This is a genomic window from Pseudochryseolinea flava (genome assembly GCF_003286915.1).
In the GTDB taxonomy this organism is placed as follows: domain Bacteria; phylum Bacteroidota; class Bacteroidia; order Cytophagales; family Cyclobacteriaceae; genus Ohtaekwangia; species Ohtaekwangia flava.
This window is the reverse complement of record NZ_QMFY01000015.1, coordinates 1-19,427: the sequence shown is the minus strand read 5'-3', so window position 1 is coordinate 19,427 and position 19,427 is coordinate 1. Positions and strand designations below refer to the sequence as shown.

Sequence of the window (19,427 nt, the reverse complement as noted above, 5' to 3'; positions counted from 1 at the left end):
ATCAAATTACTTTTGCGATGAGTATAGAGGAGTCGTCATTGCCACGCGTAAAATCTTTGTAAATACTGGTGGCGAGAACAAAGGGATCGAACCGATGTACGGCCGGATATTTATTGATATCCCAGCGTGTTTTAATCCCATCGCTGCTCATGATTAGCGATTGATTCTTCTCTAATTTATATTCTGATGCTTTCATGGAGGTGGGAATATTCAATCCGACGGTACCATTATATGGCATATGATTCCTGTAAACGATGCCGTGGTAAAGTCTTGTTAGAATATTTCCAACACCACAAATTGAAAATGTTTTTGTTTCCAAATTGCAATTGGCTACGGTAGCCACCAGTCCCCTGGTTCTCCTGACGTTTTCATGAATCCCTCTGATGATTTCCACAGGATCTTCTTCTGGCGACTGCATGAAAAAATCTCCTGCCTTGTCGACAGCAGCTTTCGCGAATTCACCATGACCTAATCCGTCCCCAAAAAATATTTGAAAACCTGTTTCTGTTTTTTTTATTCGGTATCCATCGCCACATACTGTCTCACGTGGTTTATTCACACAGAGCGCACGTATTTCCAGTTCAACATCTCGTTTTCGCGTGTAGGTGTCGACGTTGGTCTGCACCTTCGCGTAAAGAATGGTTCCCCAACCAGGAATAGAGTATAGCTGAAGAAAATTACTTAGTCGTTGAATCGCGCCGAGGCCTTGCCCCAAGGTATCCTTCGTCGACACACCATCTTTCATCATGCGCGCTACATCGGCCATTCCGGGTCCCTTGTCCAAAGAAATTATTTCAAAAGTGGAGTGATCATCTTCATCCTTCTTCATGCGATAGAGTAATTCGCCACCACCGGCATGTTTGATAAGATTGGATGTGATCTCTGCGACTATGATATCTATTTCACCGATTTGCTGCGGAGAGAATGTCATCAGCGATGCTTCCAGGTGAATGGACCGTTTTACATAAGACACATAACTTCTGTCTTCGATAATGTAACTCGCAAAAGGTTTACCCATTCTTCCACTTGGTCACGGTTACTTTCGTTCCCTTACCAACCTCCGATTCTATTTGAAATTCACTTACCAATCGCTTCGTTCCTGGAAGCCCCAGGCCAAGACTTTTCCCTGTCGAATATCCATCTTTCATCGCCAACGAAATATCTTTTATCCCTGGTCCCTCATCGACGAACACGAGTCTTACACCATTTTCGCGTCCTTTACTCACGACCTCAATAGTAACATTTCCGCCGTTCGCATATTTCAGCATATTTCGCGCAAGCTCACTTGCAGCGGTGATGATTTTCGTTTGATTCACCAAACTCATTCCTATCTTGATCGCAATTTCTTTCAAGCGATTTCGAAACGGAATAACGTCGATTTCGCGAACGATGGTCATCTTTTCTTTATTCAGGATAACCATCTTCGTCGTCCTCGAACGAAGCGCCTTTCAGCGCAATTTTACCTTTAAGCAACTCCATACCGCGCTCTACATTGAGTGCACTCAGAACGCCATTCAGCGGCAATCCCAATTCCACCAACGTGATGGCTACTGCAGGTTGCATCCCTACGACGACCGTTTCTGCATCCATAATTTTCGACATCGTCGCGATGTTTCCAATGATGCGTCCCATAAACGAATCGATGATACTGACTGCTGATATGTCTATAAGCACGCCTTGTGCCCCCGTTTTTTTTATCATAAGTACAAGGTCCGACTCAAGCGTTTCTGCCAGTCGATCATATAAATCCACTTGAATGGTAACCAACAACAGGTCACCCATTCGGAGGATAGGAATCTTCTCCATCGAATTACTCCGTTATAGATTGAACTCTTTGTTTTTTTACGACTGTTAATTGAAGCATCTGGAATGCCGCTCGCAGTGCGCTGGCCAATGAAGATTTTGTGATAACCTGCGACAAGTCGATCCCGAGATGAACTACGGTCTGCGCAATTTCAGGGCGAATACCACTGATGATACACTCGGCTCCCATCAAACGTGTCGCGCTTACTGTTTTGATCAAGTGTTGAGCAACGAGCGAGTCAACTGCAGGTACACCAGAGATGTCGAGAATAGCAATACTACTTCCTGTTTCTACAATCTCTTGCAACAAGCTTTCCATCACCACCTGAGTACGAGAACTGTCGAGCGTTCCGATAATGGGCAGCGCAAGAATACCATCCCACACGCGAATCACAGGCGTTGAAATTTCGGATATCTCATCTGTCTGACGGAGGATTACTTCTTCACGCCCTTTAATAAAAGTTTCAAATGTTACTACACCAAAACTGTCTATCAGTTTGTTGATTTTAAGGCTCTGAACATATAGCTCTTGAGGATCTTTTATTTCTTGTTGTAGGATATTAAGCAGCGCGTCTTTTAAACTGAAAATGTAAATCCCAGTTTCCCTCGGTGTAAAACCTTGCTTTGCGCGTGATATCGAAATGCCACTTAGAATATCGACGACTGCTTCGAATGCCGAACTTTTCGGATCATCGATTGTGTCATCTTTCAAATTTGTGAGGAATGCATCGAGTAGTTCTTCTGATTGAATGCGTAATTCTTCGTTGCTCATCAAGTCTTCACGCAAACTTTCGTCGGACAATTGGAATTTCATCCAGGTCTCGAGAACGTGCTTCTTTTTACCCTGGAGAACTTTGATGGATTGATTTTTCATATGGGAGGATTAAATATGCTCTTGCTTAATGTGCCTCGCGCCATGTAGAAACAGGGAGAGTGCTTCCCATATTTTTGTAGATGATGCCGGTCAGCCTTTCCCAAAGAAAAAGCTATGCCTTTATCACAGTGGGGAATATAAACCACATATATTCGCCTGTCTGGTTATATAATGCAGATTTACAGGGAATTGAAAAATATCAAAATAAATTTGGGGAAATTATTCCCTAACGGAATAAGATAGAAAGTCACCTAAGCCTTAATTAAGCCCAAGTCAATGGCGTGTAGCACATACTGCGTTGGAGACTTAATGTTAAGCTTTTTGATAATGTTCTTACGATGTGAATGGATGGTGTGCGGGCTCAGATTAAGCGTCTCTGCTGCGCGGTGTGTTGAATAACCCTTTGCGAGAAGCTTCAGTAACTCCAGTTCGCGTTCCGACAACATTGTCTTTCCTCTCTTAAGTTCCGGCTCAGGCGTAATGCTACTTTCCAGAATGATGTTGAGAATCTTTTGACTGAAATATTTTCCGCCGCTGCCAACAGTTTTCACCGCGTTGATCACCTCTTGAACGCCACAGTCCTTCGTGATATAACCTTTGACACCGAGGCGCAAGACGTCGAGAATTTCGGCGCGGTCATCATCCGAAGAAACAATGAGCACATGTGTATGGGGTGCATTCCGGTGAACTTCTGCAATATCTTCCTTATTGATGTAGCCCTGTAAGTTGTAGTCAGCGATGAGCAATGCAGGTCGATGACTAAGCACCAGCTCAAGAAATGAATCCTCGGGCGAAACCATGGCGGCAATTCGCAATGTTTTATCCTGCCCCAATATAAATTGCATCCCTGCGGCAGTAAGCGACTGATTATCAGCTATAACTATATCCACCTTTTAGCCTCTTTATCCAATTATTTATTTAGAAAAATTCTAAATAATCACAAATATGCGAAATTGGATTATATGGCCAAACTTATATTTAGAAGTATTCTAAAGTAACTAGGCACTGACGATGATTGCCCATATTTCAGAAGGTTTCCGTCAGGGTCAACCGATGCGAATTCCTTCATTCCCCACGGCCTGTCTTCTAAGGTGGCCTTGGGGTGCACAATTCCAAAACGCTCATGATCCTCGTAGTGTGTTTCAATATCTGCAACACGAATGTAGATGCTTGACGACTGCGGGATGGCGGAACCATGACAAAGCCAAAAGTGCAACTCGAGATCGGCGTTCGACATGATTAACAGCGATGATAGCGATGATTCAATGTGAACTTTAATTTTTCTGTGTACGACCGAATCGTCCGATCGAAGTCAAGCGATGGCAATTGCGGAACAAGTTTGAGAATCATAACTGCACTAATTCATTCGATTTGACAGTAACAATTTTTGTGCTTCCAAAATGAGCAACGTTTCTTGGTAAAGATGTGTAACAGCGTCAAGCTCTTCGTCGGAATAAACCAAGAATAAATTGGAATGTGGGCTCGAATACATTCTCGTTCTTCCGTGGTGTAACGGGGCGTAATACTGGGGCGTGTAACGGTTCGCAATGATCCATTCGAAGAATCGATGAAATTCATCCTCCGAAAAAGTTAGTAATACGGTTTTGTATGCGAAATTAAATTGTTGACAACACTCACATACACCAATGTAACCATCGACATTCTCACTTAGAATTTTGAATCGCGAATTTTCGTGTCCCATGAAAATAAACTTTAACGGTTGAAAATATTGGCTTGGTGGGTGAGTCGCTCCCTTCCCGACTGGATGACAAGCGCTCCCCATTTTTGCCGAACACGTACGTTGACCTCACTCAACAAATACGCGCTTTGTTTTGAAAGTGATCAAAGATGAACGGCATGCCGTTGAGAAAAAAAGTTTTCCGTGAGAATTTGAAAAAATTACCACGAGCAAGTTAAGTGCATCGCCTCCCAAGGGTATTGAAAGTAGCCGACGTCGGGCATGATGAATTACGCTAGGGGTGTCAATAGGAGATTAATAGATTTCCACATTACTTAACAACGGGCAGGCACGCGACGCTTCAATTGTGATTCGTACATGCTTTGTGTTCGCATGATCAACTTCTAAAATTCGCTTGTACCCAATAGTAGTTCCTGATCCGATCGTTTGCCAGCTACCATTTTGTTGTGCTTCAATCTTGAATTTCTTCACCCGCTGTCCTAACGAAATAAATTCTTGCATCACAATGAACTTTACAATGACGGGTTCATTTAACTCCAATTCAACAGTGGCAGCGGTCACGTTATCGTCGGTTGCCCAATATGTTTCCTTATTGTTATCTACAATTTTGTCGGCGTTATAATCCGACATCTGTCCCCTCACATTAGTTGCAGAGGCTTTCGCATGACGCGCGTGATTCGTTTTGAAAGCATTGTCGATCATATTTCTCCATGCGCGCAACACTGCAATGTCGCGTTCATGAATTAAACCACGTTTATCCGGCGGAACGTTTAACAACAACGTCGACCCTCGACCGACAGAAGTCAGGTATATGTCAAAGAGTTTTTCAGCCGACTTGACAAGGGAATCTTCTTTCGCATGATAAAACCATCCCGGTCTGATAGAGACGTCTACCTCTGCAGGTATCCATGTTGTTCCATCGGGATGTCCTCGCTGTAACAGGTCTTCAATTCCCGCCTTGCCAGCGAACAAGGTATCTGGCGTGATCGTGTTCCAATTTGTTTCACCAGCAACGCCTCTTTCATTTCCAACCCATCGTACTCCTGGTCCAGCATCACTAAAAAAAATAACATTGGGTTCGAGTTTCTCAACCTGTCTGAGTGTCGTAGGCCAATCATAATAGGTCGCACCTTGAATTCGACGCGTCTCCTTTGTTCCACCGTAAAAACCATCGCCACCATTCGCACCGTCGAACCACATTTCAAACACGGGACCGTACTGGGTAAACAATTCATGAAGCTGATTTCGGTAGTATTGAACATAGGCTGGCGTTCCATACTGAGGGTGATTCCGATCCCACGGTGACATATAGATTCCAAATTTTAAGTCATGACGTTTACACGCATCCGAAACTTCTTTCACCAAGTCACCTTCACCATTCTTATAGGGACTATTCTTTACATTGTGCTCGTTGAATTTTGATGGCCACAGACAAAAGCCATCGTGATGTTTCGTGGTCAAGATGATACCCTTAAAGCCTGCCTCCTTCAACGTCGTAACCCATTGGTCCGCGTTAAGTTGAGACGGATTGAACAACGCGGGCGATTCGTCACCATAGCCCCACTCTTTGTCTGTGAATGTATTAATGGTAAAATGGATAAACGCATTGGTTTCCATTTCGTGCCACGCAAGTTGCGCCGCGGTGGGAATCGGATTAACCGGTGCAGGGGGCGACACTTCCTTTGTGCAGGCGAAAAGCGACACCACCATCGAGGCGATTGTAAGCTGGGACTTGACCATGTGAAAAATTACAAGATTGAAATCGTTCTTCAAAACAGGACATCCGAAACAAACATCACGGCGAGCGCGATCAAGAACGGTAAGAGATCATGCGCGTGTAGACCAAGAGTTGTTGAATTCTTCTACACCTCACATCAACAGTTTTACCCAATTGCTATTGACGTAATCGACATTACAACAACCCATCAGCTTTAAAATTTGTCAAAATCATCGAAACTTAATTCGTGTAAAGCCGCGACAACCGATAAACCCAACAGCTGTAGACGCGGGCATTTGATTATATGGATGTGAGTAGAAATTAATAAACCTTAAAAATTGATTACAGTTATGAAAAAATTATTGGTCGCATTTTGCTTCATGTTTGGAGCAGTCGTAGCAGTTAACGCTCAAGACACAACATCAACACAGTCACCAGCAACACAACCTTCTTCATCATACAATACACAACAAGGCGATGAATGGGGCGAAAAAGAAGTGATCGCAATTGGTGACCTTCCTGCAGCAATCTCAACACAACTCCAAGGTACAAGCTACTCGGGCTGGACAGCTAACAAAGCTTGGAGAAAAGAGAAAGAAGGAAAAACTTTCTACGCAGTAGAATTGAAAAAAGGTAACGAAACCAAGAAAGTGAAGTTTGATGCGCAGGGCAATGTGGTGAAAGAAAAAGATAAGAAGTAACGTTAGGCCTAAGCATAATTATTACGGAGGCTGGATTGAATCCAGCCTCTTTTATTGTTTTTAAACAACCCAATTTTATGAAAACATTTCTTACCACCCTGCTCATTTTTATCGTATTCAGAACAATAGGACAACCTGACGAAGCTATACACTACGTTTCGCTCAACCATGCCATTCATGAAGGTCAATTCGATGGTGTTAGCCCTGTATCTTGGGTGAAGGGACTTGCCAATTTTGGACTCGGCAGCGAAGAGAAACTGAAGAGTGAAGTTGTGGTGCTTGACGGGAAGTTTTACAAGATTCCTGCGAGTGGAAAAGTAGAACAACTAAAGAGTGACGATCAACTTGCCTTTGCCGCCCTCAAGCAGTTTGTTCCCGACACGACTGTTCGATTCGACAAGCCTATCACACTGGAAGAATTACAAAATTACCTTAGCAAAATTATCGATGTAAATGCGTTCTCGGCCATTCGCGTGGATGCCACGTTCGACCACGCGATATTCCGGTCGTTCGAAGAACAACAAAAGCCATACAAACCAATTACAGATATTACTGAGACGGTTTTTACAAAAGAGAACATTCGCGGTACCATTGTGGGATTTTTTACACCAAAGTCGGCGGAAGTGTTGAACAGCCCTGCTTACCACTTTCATTTCATTGATGAAGCGCGAGAAACCGGGGGTCATTTGAAGGCAGCTGTACTACGCATGATGGAAATTCAAATCGACTACGCACAAGCTGCGACAATTCATTTACCATCACGCGAAAGCATTAAGCATATCGATCTTAATACAACTAAAAAGTAGGTCAAGATGCTCGGACGACAAACTGGGAGAACGTCGGAAAATACAACATCTTCTTCCAGTCGACGAGCAAGATGCGTTCGAGAATAGCGGTAAGATCGCCCAGCGATGATGGCTTTATCGAATACAGGTTAGCGCCTTCGCGATAACACATCTCTATATTTTTAAGATCTTCCAAAGAGCTGTAGATGACGATTGGCAACTTGTCAAATCGTTTATCAGCACGGATTTCGCGAAGACATGCGTGCCCATCTTTAATCGGCATTTGCAGATCGAGAAACAAAATGTCAGGGAGCTTTTCGTCTAACAAGCGCATAAGCTTTTCGCCATCCTCTGCACGAGTAAGCAATACTTTTACCGGTACCTCCGCTACCGCTAGCGAAAACACGTAATAGTCATCTTCATCATCATCAGCTAACATCACATGTGTTGCTTCTTGGTTCAGCGTCTGCATGCCACTTAATTTTCTGAATTGATTACGTTCCCTATCTCATTAAACACCAACTGTAATTATGATGTTTAAACCCGCAAAGTAAACAATTCGAAATTCCTTTAATAACCTTATAAGATAAAATGTATTGTGGTATAAAATCCCCAAAGCAAACCACTCAGCTGTTGGTTGTTAGTACGCTCAACAAGTTTTCAACATCTTCGCGACTCGGATTCGCGTCGAGTACCATAATTGGTACTTCATCAATGTGGAGCAAACTTCGAAGATATTTCACCCGCGTCATGACCTCATCATCTTCAGGCCGCTTATAGATGACGAAAGCATTGGGTACACGCTGCCTTATCAAGGGCAGTAGTAACGCTACATCATCTACAAAATCGATACTCAATTTCTGAAAATCCTGAAATGGAATTTGCGCAGCGGGCAAAGACGTTGAGTGGTCATAAAGAATTACCAGGTATAATTCTTGGGTAGAGGGCATATACAAACAAACTATCGACTGGCGAAAATAATCATAACTGCGGACCAAACCTACATCACCCTTTCTTCCCTGCTGTCGGTTTTATCCAATTACACAAGCTTACTCCGCGATAGCTTTGAGTAAAATTAACAGCATGATCAAATTATCGCAAGCATTCCTCTTTGCCACAGCACTTGCTACAGGACTTGTTGCCGGATTGTTCTACAGTTGGACAATATCGGTGACGCCCGGACTTCATAAGTTGGCTGACAGAGAATATGTTCTGGCTTTTCAAGCGATGAATAAGGCAATCCTGAACCCCATGTTCTTTATTTCATTCATGGGTTCACTCGTATTGCTTCCATTGGCAACATGGACTAACTATGGAAATGACATCCCAAAATTCTACTTGCTTGTTGGTGCTACAGTGCTCTATTTTCTTGGCGTATTTGGGACAACGGTTGCCGGCAATGTTCCGATGAACGAATCCCTTGCTGCTTTCGATGTCGATTCGGCTAGCTTATCACAAATTGCGGAACAACGTATCTCGTTCGAGTCACGCTGGAATTTTCTGAACACCATCCGTACCTATTGCAGCATTGCCACGCTTGCTTTGGTGATCATCGCATGTTTACGAGACAAAAATTAACATCAGCTATGAAAATACTAGTCGTCGCAACGGTAGTGCTATCGATCATTTACACGCCCGACAAAGACATGAAAGAGAAAGCATTTGTCATTCTTCAACAGAAATGCAATGTGTGTCATCGGAAACAGAATCCACGCATGGTATTCACGACTGAGAACATGGCGCGCCACGCGAGAAAAATTAAGTTTCAAGTTTTTACATTGAAGCGAATGCCGAAGGGAGATGAAATTACTTTAAATGAAACGGAGCGAAAAATCTTGAAGACATGGATTGACGAACGACAATGATAGTCGTCAATTCGGCCCCATGATTTTGCGCTTTACTTCTTCGTAACGCGGATCATTTTTCAGGGACTTAAAAGGTGGATACTCTAAGAAAAAAGTTGGCGGTGATATCCTTTTTCGAATGCATTCATTGATGTAGTGAAACACTTTATCATAGTCGCCAAGACCGTACCAAATCCCGATCAGGTCACCATCTAAAACAGCATCTGGTTCTTCGCGTTGTCGCTGTTCTATTTTATGGACGCAGTCCATCGCTTTATCGCGCTCGCCCATCAGCGCGTAACAGTAACCGAGGCCCATCAATGCTTTCAATGGATGATTGACGAGGCGATGTACTTCTTGAAAGATCGGCAACGCTTTATCAAATTGTCCTTTCATGACCAGCGCCCATCCTTTCAGATCGAGTGCAGCCCGCATCGTTGGATTAATTTCAAGCAACTTCTCAGCGCGTTCTATAGCCTCGTCGTAACGTTCGACCAGTACATACATATTGGCGAGCTGATGGTTTACAAACGGCGAAAGCGGGTCTAGCTGCGATGCAGTTTCCATGACCTCCAAGGCCTTTTGTTTGTCGCCAATGATCACATAATAGAATGCGAGTTGATTATAAGCCGTGATCGCTGCAGGATTCAGTGCGATCGCTTTGTGCAACGCATCGTGGGCTGCTTTCCAATGCCAATCGTACATGAGATAAGCTGTTCCTTTTGCGATGTGGCCATCTGGAAGTTGTGGATCTATACGCAACGCGAGGTCTGCATGACGATGCACATGATTGAACGCATCTGCTGATTGCATTTGCCCAGTCGAGCCCAGGTAACCGAACACAATGGCGATCATGGCATGAGCCTGCGCATAGTCGGGTTCGAGTCTAACGGCATCTTGAAAACAAACAATGGCTTGTCGTGCATCTGCAGGGTTAACCTTATTCCAATAGTGTAATCCACGTAGATAAGCGGTATAAGCCTCGACGCCATGCACAGGTGACGCCGGGCGAACTTTAACTTGGTCGATGGTTGAGAGATTTTCCCTGCATTTATTGGCAATCATCATACTGATTTCATCTTGCAAAGCGAAAATGTCGTGCAAATCACGGTCATAGTTTTCACTCCAAATATGATATCCATCGGCGGCATTAATCAACTGCGCTGTCACGCGTACCCTGTTGCCTGCTTTCCGAACACTCCCTTCAAGAATTTTATCCACGTTCAATTGGATGCCGATGTCGCGGATGTCGATATTTTTTCCTTTAAAGTAGAATGACGAAGTGCGTGACGTAACTTGTATATTATCGATCTTCACCAATGCATTAAGTAGTTCTTCCGTAATGCCATCGCTGAAATATTCATTCTCTGGATCAGCACTCATATTGACGAATGGAAGTACCGCAATCCGATTACCACCTGCTTTCAGCTTCCCTTGAAGTAAGTCGCGGCCTGGTACAACGATACCCCTATTGGCTATCGCAAATACGCGCACAGGGTGCTTTACATTCTTGTATTCAAAGTAGCCAAGCTCATGTGTTTTAATAGCTTCTTGATTTTTGATTTCATCAAAAACTTTCTCAGAAACCAAAATACTTCCAGGAACCGCGGTAGACTCGACACGTGCGGCGATGTTTACACCGTCGCCGTAAATAGTTTCATCTTCAATGATTACCTCGCCCGTGTGCACACCAATACGAACATCAACGCGAGGTGATTCCTGCAGCCGGGTTTGAATGGCAATGCTGCAAAGAACAGCTTGAATAGCACTGTTAAAAATAATCAACGAACCATCGCCATAGTTTTGGTGTATCCTTCCTTGAAAAGCCAGTACGGATTCATCCAACACCTCTTTAAACCGTTTGCGTTTAACCCGAGCGAGCTGTTCATTCTCCTGCATGATAGCAGTGTATCCAGCCATGTCGGCAAACATTATGGCAACCAATTGACGCATGGGGTAAAAATACTACGTTTTGCAATGCAACGCATTGGCGAGAAACTTTTTTAAAATTCTTTGACACTGCTGACATACTGTTGTCATAACGCCATTTTTACTTTGCTGCATCATCAAAAATTAATTGTTTATGAAATCAGCATCCATTGTCATTACACCAGCGCAACTACTCGAACATTGGCTGGGACACCGTCGCGTTACACGTCGTGCAATTGAAGCATTCCCAGAAGACAAACTATTTAGTTACTCCGTCGGCGGCATGAGGCCGTTTGCTGAATTGGTTTTCGAGATGCTGGGCATGGGCGTGCCAGGTATGCAGGGCGTTGTAACGCGCAAGTGGAATAACTATGAGCCGGCAAGTGATGCACTCAATACAAAAGAAAACCTCCTCAAAGCGTGGGATCGCGCAACGGAAGAAATCACCAAGTTATGGTCACAGATTCCTGCAGATCGCTTTCAAGAAGAAGACTTGGCATTCGGACAATGGGGCGGCCCTATTCACTGGATCGTTTTCTACTGGATCGACAATGAAATCCATCACCGCGCACAAGGTTACGTTTATCTGCGCTCGTTGGGCATTGAACCTCCTGCGTTTTATGATCGCAGCTAGTCTGAGTTGACTTGGCATTTGGATACGTTATCTTGGGCTGATAAATGCAACGTTATGCCGATTACACTACACAATCCAGAAAATGTATTTCCACCTTACCGAAACTATAGCCATGCAGTCGAAGTAAAAGGCGATTCGCAAATACTCTTCATCAGCGGGCTTAACGGTTATGAACACGACGGACAAACGATGCCTGAATCTTTTGAAGAACAGGGTGAGCTAATTTGGAAACACATTGGCAGCATCCTTTCTTCGGCAGGTTTAACGTATCAGCATATTGTCTCGATCCGTACTTATCTCGCCGATCCTTCTTTTGATGAAGTCAATGTAAAACTACGAATGAAATATCTTGGCAATCACCGGCCGTCACTCACGGTCATCTGTTGTCAGTTGCTAGAGAAAAAGTGGAAACTAGAAGTGGAAGTTATTGCCGCGCGTTAACGTTATCCATTAAACGTCAGCCTTTTCAATTGTCTTCGTGATGGACGCAACGATTTCGTCTAGCTCAAGCGTTGATTTTTCAAGATGGAAAATGATAGAACGTTCCTCTTCCGGAAGATCGATCTTCGACGCTATGTTTACCAGTCCGAGAATACTCGCTACCGGCCTTCTCAGTTTGTGCGCGTTAATGAAGGCGTACTCTTGCAACGCTTTGTTCTTCATTTCGAGTTCTTTCGTTCGCGCGTTGACGATCTGCTCAAGATTTTCATTGATACCACGAATTTCTTCTGCTTGCGCCGAAATCTCTTCGTTTTGTGATTGAATCTCTTCGTTGCTGATCTGCAGTGCCAATCGCGCTTTGATTTCCTTCACGGTAAGATTATATCTTGTCTTGATGAGAATAAACATGAAAGCAGCAACACTCATCAGCAGCAATCCACCTTTCACGAAAAAGGCGTCGACAGTAATCGCCGGATTCAATTGAATAAAAATTGCTGTCGCGATAGCCGATAGCGTAAGTACGCCAACCGAAAATTGCCAGTCCCAAGCTAAGAACATACCTGCGCCGATTAACAAAGCCATGTAGTTCAAGTTGTGACCTAAAAGATCTTCACTACCAATGAGGCTAAAGGTGAAAGCATTCTGAAGTGAGATGAGCATAAACGGTACAACCACGATCCAATAGGCCGGAAATTGATATCGTTTCTGAGCAAACAACGTGATAAGCGAAATCAATGATACACTGAGGCGCGTATAGAGGAGCAGTTGCCAGCTCTCTGGAATGTTGAAATAATCCGTAATGGCAAAGATTGGGTCGAAGATGATGGCAGCCCAAGCCGCCACAACATGGAATCGTCGTGTATTTTCCGCAAGCGCGCTTCGCCATGCATCATCGGAAACCTGTGCAATGGTTACCGCCGTGTCGGTATGTAAGCTCTTCATGTTTTTAGCGTATCATCGAAGAAATTCTAAGCGGCACAAATCACTTACATTACTACTATGGACGCCTTGGGGCCAGTAACGACTAATGCCTACGCGAAATTACAAGCCAGGAAATTAAAAGTCTTCACACCAACGCTTCTTTCACTATGCTGTAAGATTTAAGTGAAAAAAGAATGCATTCAAAGCTACGGCGTTTAGCTTTTAGGAACGAAAACCATTGAAAAGCGGAAATTACTTAGACAGCGAAAGAGATATTGTTACAGGAAAATGATCGGATGGAAGTTTCCCTTGATAACTATCGGTGAGAATACCATACTTCGAAACTTTGAATTGTGGTGAAACTAAAATATGGTCGATGCGTGCATCTCCAGCGGTTCGGATATCAAAGCCATTAAAGGTACTGGTATTGGCTAGCTTGAATAGAGCTAAGCCGAACGCATCCTTTAAAGTTGACGATTGCAGCGTCTGATAACCTTCATGGCGCTGGTCGAAATTGAAGTCGCCCATCAACACAACGGGTTGGTTACCCGCAATTGTTTTTATTTTGTCGAGGATAAGTTTGGCACTGTTAATTCTTGCTAACTCCCCTTTGTGATCGAAATGTGTGTTGAAAATAAAAAAGACCTTTTTCGTTTTCAGGTCTTGAAACTTTCCCCAAGAACAAATACGCGGGAGTGCGGCATCCCATCCTTTTGTCGGCTGATCAGGGGTTTCCGAGAGCCAAAAATTTCCCTTGTCTAACACTTTAAATTTGTCAGCATGATAAAATATTGGAGCGTATTCACCTTTCGCCTGGCCATCATCACGGCCGACACCAATCCAATCAAACATTGGTAATTGCTTCTTGACATCTTTCACTTGGTGATCCAGGAGTTCTTGCGCACCGAACAACTCTATTTCATGAAACTGTATCACTTGCCCTATTATTGGTACGCGCTTAGCCCAAGCGTTGACAGTATCTTGTACATTGTCGTAACGCATATTGTACGTAGCAATTTTTGCGGGTTGCGCCACGGCGGAAATTGCAATTGACGCTAGAAAAAAGAATAACACATTGCGCTTCATAGCTCACAGATTAAGTTGTTGCGCAATAAATGAAATCAATTTGCCGAATGATCACCACCCAAATAGTGATGTGCGGTGAAATGACAAGCTTTCTGGCGCCGATAACGGGAGCCGTACCCATTATTCACTGCGTAACGCCGATACTGGATTACCGCGTGCGGCTTTGATCGACTGGAAGCCCATCGTTAACCACGCCACGGCAAATGCAGACACGCCCGCCAAGATGTATACGGCGATACCTATTTCTGTTTTGTATTGATAGTTCTCAAGCCACCTACCAACGGCCAAATAAGAAAGCGGTGCTGCAAGTAAAAACGCAAAAATGATAAGCTTTCCAAACTCTTTCGAGAGTAACAGCACAATGCTTCCGACAGATGCACCGAGGACCTTTCTGATACCAATCTCCTTAGTGCGTTGCTCAGCTGTAAATGCCGTAAGCGCAAACAGCCCTAAACAAGCGATGATAATGGCGAGCCCAGCAAAGACAGCAAATATTTGTCCGAGCTGCTGCTCCGATGAATACATCTTCCCAAAAGCATCATCGAGAAATGTGTATTCGAACGGTTGCCCTGGCGCAACGGCTTTCCAACTTTTTTCAATGTGTGCCAGAACCGCTTTTGTGTCCGCACTCGAAAACCGAATCGGGACACTCCATCCACTTTTACCGAGCTGTAAGCAAAGCGGTGTTATGTTCTGTTTAAGCGACTCGAAATGAAAATTCTCAACCACACCTACAACGGTATACATATCCACTTTATCTTGTTGAATCGTACCATTACTCACAGCGAACGTTGATAATTTTTCACCGATCGGGTTTTTAAAACCAAATCGTTTTACAGCTTCTTCATTTAATATGATTGCCGTAGAATCCGACAGAAAATCTTTCGAAAAATTCCTTCCTACTTTTATCTGCATTCCGAGCGTAGGAACATAATCGTGGTCTACATGCCAATACTCCATCGAGACCATATTATCCTGCGAAGGCTGATTCCCTTCTGGCCAGAAACTCGTATTGCTTCTTCCCCACCCTGAAATCGGAATATATCCCGAAGCAGACACATTTGTAATGCCCGGATATTTTAACAACTCGTTCTTCAGAACGTCGTGACTACTCAACAGCTCCGTATTATGGAGAATAACAACTTGATCTTTTTTGAAACCGATTTTCGTATTCTGAATAAAACTTAATTGCTTTTGTACGGTGATCGTTCCGACAACCAGAAAAATTGAGATCATAAATTGGAATACAACCAAAGAACTTCGCACGGCACCACTTTTCATACCAAGAGACAGTTTTCCTTTCAACACGTTTACGGGCCTGAATGCCGACAAGAACAGTGATGGATACAATCCTGCAAGTACACCCACGAACAAAGACATCACGACGAACGTGGCGATGAACACAGGCTCGCTAAACGGAATCGATAGATTTCGCTCAGCAAGGATATTGAATCCCGGCAAGGCGACGTAAGCTAACATCAACGCAATCACAAAAGATACGACACTAAGCATGATCGACTCCATTAAGAATTGACGAACCAAGTGCGCGCGTAACGAACCCAAAGCTTTACGCACACCGACTTCTTTTGCTCGATTTGCAGACCGCGCGGTCGAAAGGTTCATGAAATTAATGCAGGCAATTGCCAAGATGAATAATGCAATCGCGCCAAAAAGATATACATATGTGATATCGCTATTGGCAGCCATTTCCGCCGTGAGATCTGAATGCAAATGAATATCTAACAACGGTGTTAAACTGTATTCAAGCTTATCACCATTTGCCGAGAATTTCTCCATCGTCACGTCCGCGCCCAGGAACTCCTTTATTTGCGGACCAACATATGTGTTTACGAATTTCGGAAATTTAGCTTCTAATGCTTCCTCAGTGTTTCCCTCACGAAGGAGCACGTAAGTATTGAAGTTATTACTCAGCCAATTATTCGCTTTCGATTCCTCAAGGCCTTCCATCGAAAGGATGAAGTCGAGCTTAAAGTGCGTATTGGTAGGCAAGTCTTGGAATATACCTGTGATTTTGTATAAGTCTTGATTATCGACAATCAATGTTTGTCCCAAGGCTTCTTCATTTGGAAAATATTTATCAGCCATGCTTTTGCTGATCACAAGTGTTCTCGGTTCTGTTAACGCATTTGCTGTGTTTCCCTTCAAAAGAGGAATAGAAAAAACTTTAAATATTCCGTTGCTTGCATAGCCTGTAAATTGCTCTTTGAAATTTTCCGTTGTCCTTTTTACACGTTTCCACGGTGATTGACGAAAATGCATAGACGCTTCGACTTCAGGAAAATCACTTTGCATTGCTGCTGCTGTCGGCGCTGGCATCACGGCCAACCGGTGATGATTACCATTGAATTTTATTTCAGCATCCAAACGGTAAATACGGTCGGCATTGGCAAAATGTCTATCGTAGGATAACTCTTGCAAAATAAAAAGCGTAATAATCAAACATGCTGCTACACCGATAGCAAGCCCAACAATATTAATGGCACTGAAGAAGCGGTGTTTATTTAGATTTCGAAAAGCGATGGTGAGATAATTCCTAAACATAAGCCGAGCATTTTTATTTTCAGATAGAAGAACCTGTTTTTGTGTTTGACGAAGACCATTCGTATGGCCAAATTTTCGAAGCACATGGTGGTAAGCATCGATAAAACGTACACCGTTAGACATCTCTTGCTCCACCAGGGAACAGATGTGATCCACAACTTCATCTTGGAATCCATCAAGGACTACACCTCGATAGTTGATGTCCTTTAAAATGTAGTCGATATGGTCATTCGTGAGTTGTGCCATTGTTATGACATTTGCACCTGCAGCACTGACGACATTGTTTTGATAAAATCCATAAATTCACTTACACGGTCTTTGGCAATGGTTTTGCCTTCAGCCGTAAGCGTATAATATTTTCGCACGCGTTTTCCAATACTGACAACCTCCGTTTTGAGAAACCCCTCCGCTTCAAGTTTATGAAGTGATGGGTAAAGTGCTCCCTCTGTAAGTAGAATTCTCCCATCGGAAAGTTCCGCTACGCGCTGAGTGATCTCATAGCCGTACATTTTTCCATGGTCCTTCAATACCTTAAGAATAATCATTTGAAGGGTCCCCTTTAGTAATTCTGGTGAATGCATAATTGTCTAATACATAACAATCTTAGGTATAAGACGGCAAAACTCCATAACAGTTGCATGGAATTACAAAAAAATTATTCATCCCTGCAAAATGACACGGGAATGCCGTTAGCGCGGGAATTAAATGGGCGAAGGACGCGTAGCCTCATGCCACGCGCCCCTGATGGATAAGCTTAAAAAAGATTATTAAGCATTGACCTTTTCGGGAACTTTGAAATTACCCGCGACGGTTCCAAAAGAACGCACGAGGCGATTCCACGCGTTAATTTGAATAATGGCCAGTGTTAGATATGCTATTTCTTCCTTTGAAAAATATTTGTTGATGGCATCGTGTAGCGTCTCAGGATGATGATCGCTATCAACTTTCGTTAGACGCTCCGCAAACTCCAAAGCCGCTTTCTCTTTTTCAGAATAATATGGAGCTTCTCGCCAAACACTCACCGACGTCAATCGCTGTGCCGTGTCGCCAAGGTGAAGACCAAGTTTGTAGTGCATGTCGATACAATAGGCACATCCATTGATGAGCGACACGCGCATTCTAATAAGTTCCAGTAAGGAATGGTCAAGTCCAGCATTGTCGACATATTCTTGTGCCTTCATGAGGACATTGTAGAAGCCCTTAGGCAACTCTTGATATGAAATTCTTTCCATGTTGCTTAAAATTTCGCTAAAGACGAACTGCTCCGGCAAAACGTGACACTATCGCAAAGAATTTTCTAGAATTTTTAATTTATCTGGATTTCGAATGGTGTAGATCGATTGGATGCAATCACCAACGATAGCAAACACTAGGCACGATTCTAAATGGCCCTCATTGAAATAACACACTGCAGGCTGATGGTTGAGCGTAACTTGTTTCAATTGCCAACGACCGTAAACTTTCTGCTGAAGACCCTGTAGTAATTTCGTGACCGTCGCAGCGCCATGCAATGTATTGACCACCGCAGCAGCCTTTCCTCCGCCATCCGATATCATTGTGATTTCATCATGCAACATTTTTTCAAGCGCCTTTACATCACCATTCTGCAAAACAGCCAGATACCGGTTTAACACGGCAGTTTCCATTTTACCAGGTTGTACCGTGGTTGCATGAATATCCTTTTTTGCTCTACTCAAAAGCTGTCGTGAGTTTTCTACTGTAATGCCCAACACGTCTGCAATTTCTTCATGCTCGTAATCAAACGCTTCTTTCAGAATAAAAACAGCCCGCTGCCTACTGCTCAAACGTTCGAGTAAGACCATTACTGAATATGAAAGCACTTGTCCTTTGAAGACGGTGTGTTCTGCGCTATCCGTATAGATTGGTTCCGGCAACCACTCGCCGGGATATTGCTCACGGAGTTTCTTTTGCTTTCGCTTTTGGTCGATGGCCAAGTTTATTACCATGCGCACGAGGTATGCCTTCTTGTCGATAATAGAAGATTGATCAACAGACGTAAATTTCAAATAGACATCTTGCACAATGTCTTTTGCTTCATCGTATGTTCCGATGATGTTATAGGCGTAAACGATAAGCAGCGGTCGTAAGTCTTCCATCTCTTGTAAGAATGCGTCTTATGGCATTTTCATATCAAACTAAAGAATCGGGCAATAGATTTCCAAATCGCCCAATCCCGCTACACGTTATCGCTTTCAAAAAACTGATGTTGAAATGAGAGGGCGTAGCGAGCATGAAGAAAAACTTTCTCCATAACGCGATGTCGTTGTTATAGGATAGCATAACAAAAAGAGGCCGTCTCAAAAGTCATGAGGCGGCTTTTTTTGTTTTTTTTGGGTTAATCTAGTTTGAAAAATGTAGGCGCGTGAAATCTTCGTCACTCATGCGGTCGCTTTTGCAAGATTGTGCGCTA

23 protein-coding genes are annotated in these 19,427 nt (G+C 43.5%); 6 read left to right on the top strand and 17 right to left on the bottom strand.

All coding sequences use genetic code 11. From position 1 onward, the window contains the following. Position 1: 1 nt before the first annotated feature. The 8 genes from DQQ10_RS22065 to DQQ10_RS22030 all read right to left on the bottom strand — a co-directional run bounded on the left by DQQ10_RS22065 (position 2) and on the right by DQQ10_RS22030 (position 6,116). Positions 2–1,018 carry an anti-sigma regulatory factor gene (locus tag DQQ10_RS22065; protein ID WP_112749104.1) on the bottom strand — a complete coding sequence of 339 codons (1,017 nt, stop codon included), beginning with the start codon at positions 1,016–1,018 and terminating at the stop codon, positions 2–4. Further along, complete coding sequence (locus DQQ10_RS22060; RefSeq protein ID WP_112749224.1) at positions 1,011–1,397, bottom strand: anti-sigma regulatory factor; 387 nt, start codon at positions 1,395–1,397, stop codon at positions 1,011–1,013. Before DQQ10_RS22060 ends, DQQ10_RS22065 begins: the two co-directional genes overlap by 8 nt. Before the next feature lie 7 nt (positions 1,398–1,404). After that, on the bottom strand, positions 1,405–1,806 hold the full coding sequence (locus DQQ10_RS22055; protein WP_112749103.1) for an STAS domain-containing protein: 402 nt from the start codon (positions 1,804–1,806) through the stop codon (positions 1,405–1,407). 4 nt (positions 1,807–1,810) lie between these two features. Beyond that, entirely contained in the window at positions 1,811–2,677 is an 867-nt protein-coding gene (locus tag DQQ10_RS22050; RefSeq protein ID WP_112749102.1) for an STAS domain-containing protein, read from the bottom strand. Between the two features lie 251 nt (positions 2,678–2,928). Further along, positions 2,929–3,567: a response regulator transcription factor gene (locus DQQ10_RS22045; protein ID WP_133259725.1), complete on the bottom strand. Its 639-nt coding sequence runs from the start codon at positions 3,565–3,567 to the stop codon at positions 2,929–2,931. Positions 3,568–3,635: 68 nt separating this feature from the next. Beyond that, positions 3,636–3,914 (bottom strand): VOC family protein, encoded by a 279-nt coding sequence (locus tag DQQ10_RS22040; RefSeq protein ID WP_112749100.1) that lies wholly within the window; start codon positions 3,912–3,914, stop codon positions 3,636–3,638. Positions 3,915–4,034: 120 nt separating this feature from the next. Next, positions 4,035–4,379, bottom strand: coding sequence for a DUF6686 family protein (locus DQQ10_RS22035; protein ID WP_112749099.1), 345 nt, complete (start codon positions 4,377–4,379; stop codon positions 4,035–4,037). 291 nt (positions 4,380–4,670) lie between these two features. Continuing rightward, a complete protein-coding gene (locus DQQ10_RS22030; RefSeq protein ID WP_112749098.1) occupies positions 4,671–6,116 on the bottom strand; it encodes an alpha-L-fucosidase in 1,446 nt (481 codons plus the stop codon). A 327-nt stretch (positions 6,117–6,443) separates the two neighbouring features. On the opposite strand from DQQ10_RS22030, the gene DQQ10_RS22020 reads away from it, so the two are divergent. Both DQQ10_RS22020 and DQQ10_RS22015 read left to right on the top strand, forming a co-directional pair. Next, positions 6,444–6,794, top strand: a complete 351-nt coding sequence (locus DQQ10_RS22020; protein ID WP_112749096.1) for a hypothetical protein — start codon at positions 6,444–6,446, stop codon at positions 6,792–6,794. Positions 6,795–6,871: 77 nt separating this feature from the next. After that, entirely contained in the window at positions 6,872–7,600 is a 729-nt protein-coding gene (locus tag DQQ10_RS22015; protein WP_112749095.1) for an acetolactate decarboxylase, read from the top strand. Between the two features lies 1 nt (position 7,601). Here the strand turns inward: DQQ10_RS22015 and DQQ10_RS22010 are convergent, their stop codons facing one another. Both DQQ10_RS22010 and DQQ10_RS22005 read right to left on the bottom strand, forming a co-directional pair. Beyond that, positions 7,602–8,051, bottom strand: a complete 450-nt coding sequence (locus DQQ10_RS22010) for a response regulator (RefSeq protein WP_112749094.1) — start codon at positions 8,049–8,051, stop codon at positions 7,602–7,604. 154 nt (positions 8,052–8,205) lie between these two features. Continuing rightward, positions 8,206–8,529: a hypothetical protein gene (locus DQQ10_RS22005; protein WP_112749093.1), complete on the bottom strand. Its 324-nt coding sequence runs from the start codon at positions 8,527–8,529 to the stop codon at positions 8,206–8,208. A 133-nt stretch (positions 8,530–8,662) separates the two neighbouring features. On the opposite strand from DQQ10_RS22005, the gene DQQ10_RS22000 reads away from it, so the two are divergent. Both DQQ10_RS22000 and DQQ10_RS21995 read left to right on the top strand, forming a co-directional pair. After that, the gene (locus DQQ10_RS22000) at positions 8,663–9,157 is read left to right on the top strand and encodes an anthrone oxygenase family protein (protein WP_112749092.1); all 495 of its coding nucleotides are present in this window, start codon (positions 8,663–8,665) and stop codon (positions 9,155–9,157) included. Positions 9,158–9,165: 8 nt separating this feature from the next. Beyond that, a complete protein-coding gene (locus DQQ10_RS21995; RefSeq protein ID WP_133259724.1) occupies positions 9,166–9,444 on the top strand; it encodes a hypothetical protein in 279 nt (92 codons plus the stop codon). Positions 9,445–9,450: 6 nt separating this feature from the next. Here the strand turns inward: DQQ10_RS21995 and DQQ10_RS21990 are convergent, their stop codons facing one another. Further along, positions 9,451–11,355 (bottom strand): adenylate/guanylate cyclase domain-containing protein, encoded by a 1,905-nt coding sequence (locus DQQ10_RS21990; protein ID WP_262511777.1) that lies wholly within the window; start codon positions 11,353–11,355, stop codon positions 9,451–9,453. A gap of 151 nt (positions 11,356–11,506) precedes the next feature. On the opposite strand from DQQ10_RS21990, the gene DQQ10_RS21985 reads away from it, so the two are divergent. Both DQQ10_RS21985 and DQQ10_RS21980 read left to right on the top strand, forming a co-directional pair. Next, positions 11,507–11,986, top strand: a complete 480-nt coding sequence (locus DQQ10_RS21985; protein ID WP_112749089.1) for a DinB family protein — start codon at positions 11,507–11,509, stop codon at positions 11,984–11,986. Between the two features lie 54 nt (positions 11,987–12,040). Beyond that, on the top strand, positions 12,041–12,427 hold the full coding sequence (locus tag DQQ10_RS21980) for a RidA family protein (RefSeq protein WP_112749088.1): 387 nt from the start codon (positions 12,041–12,043) through the stop codon (positions 12,425–12,427). Between the two features lie 9 nt (positions 12,428–12,436). Here the strand turns inward: DQQ10_RS21980 and DQQ10_RS21975 are convergent, their stop codons facing one another. From DQQ10_RS21975 to DQQ10_RS21950, 6 genes are all read right to left on the bottom strand, one after another. Then, complete coding sequence (locus tag DQQ10_RS21975) at positions 12,437–13,369, bottom strand: hypothetical protein (protein ID WP_112749087.1); 933 nt, start codon at positions 13,367–13,369, stop codon at positions 12,437–12,439. Positions 13,370–13,600: 231 nt separating this feature from the next. Next, positions 13,601–14,434 carry an endonuclease/exonuclease/phosphatase family protein gene (locus DQQ10_RS21970; RefSeq protein WP_112749086.1) on the bottom strand — a complete coding sequence of 278 codons (834 nt, stop codon included), beginning with the start codon at positions 14,432–14,434 and terminating at the stop codon, positions 13,601–13,603. 120 nt (positions 14,435–14,554) lie between these two features. After that, positions 14,555–17,242, bottom strand: coding sequence for an ABC transporter permease (locus DQQ10_RS21965; protein ID WP_245970502.1), 2,688 nt, complete (start codon positions 17,240–17,242; stop codon positions 14,555–14,557). A 2-nt stretch (positions 17,243–17,244) separates the two neighbouring features. Then, positions 17,245–17,577: a PadR family transcriptional regulator gene (locus tag DQQ10_RS21960; protein ID WP_112749085.1), complete on the bottom strand. Its 333-nt coding sequence runs from the start codon at positions 17,575–17,577 to the stop codon at positions 17,245–17,247. 186 nt (positions 17,578–17,763) lie between these two features. After that, positions 17,764–18,228 carry a carboxymuconolactone decarboxylase family protein gene (locus DQQ10_RS21955; RefSeq protein ID WP_112749084.1) on the bottom strand — a complete coding sequence of 155 codons (465 nt, stop codon included), beginning with the start codon at positions 18,226–18,228 and terminating at the stop codon, positions 17,764–17,766. A gap of 48 nt (positions 18,229–18,276) precedes the next feature. Further along, positions 18,277–19,113 (bottom strand): sigma-70 family RNA polymerase sigma factor, encoded by an 837-nt coding sequence (locus tag DQQ10_RS21950; RefSeq protein WP_112749083.1) that lies wholly within the window; start codon positions 19,111–19,113, stop codon positions 18,277–18,279. Positions 19,114–19,427 lie beyond the last annotated feature (314 nt).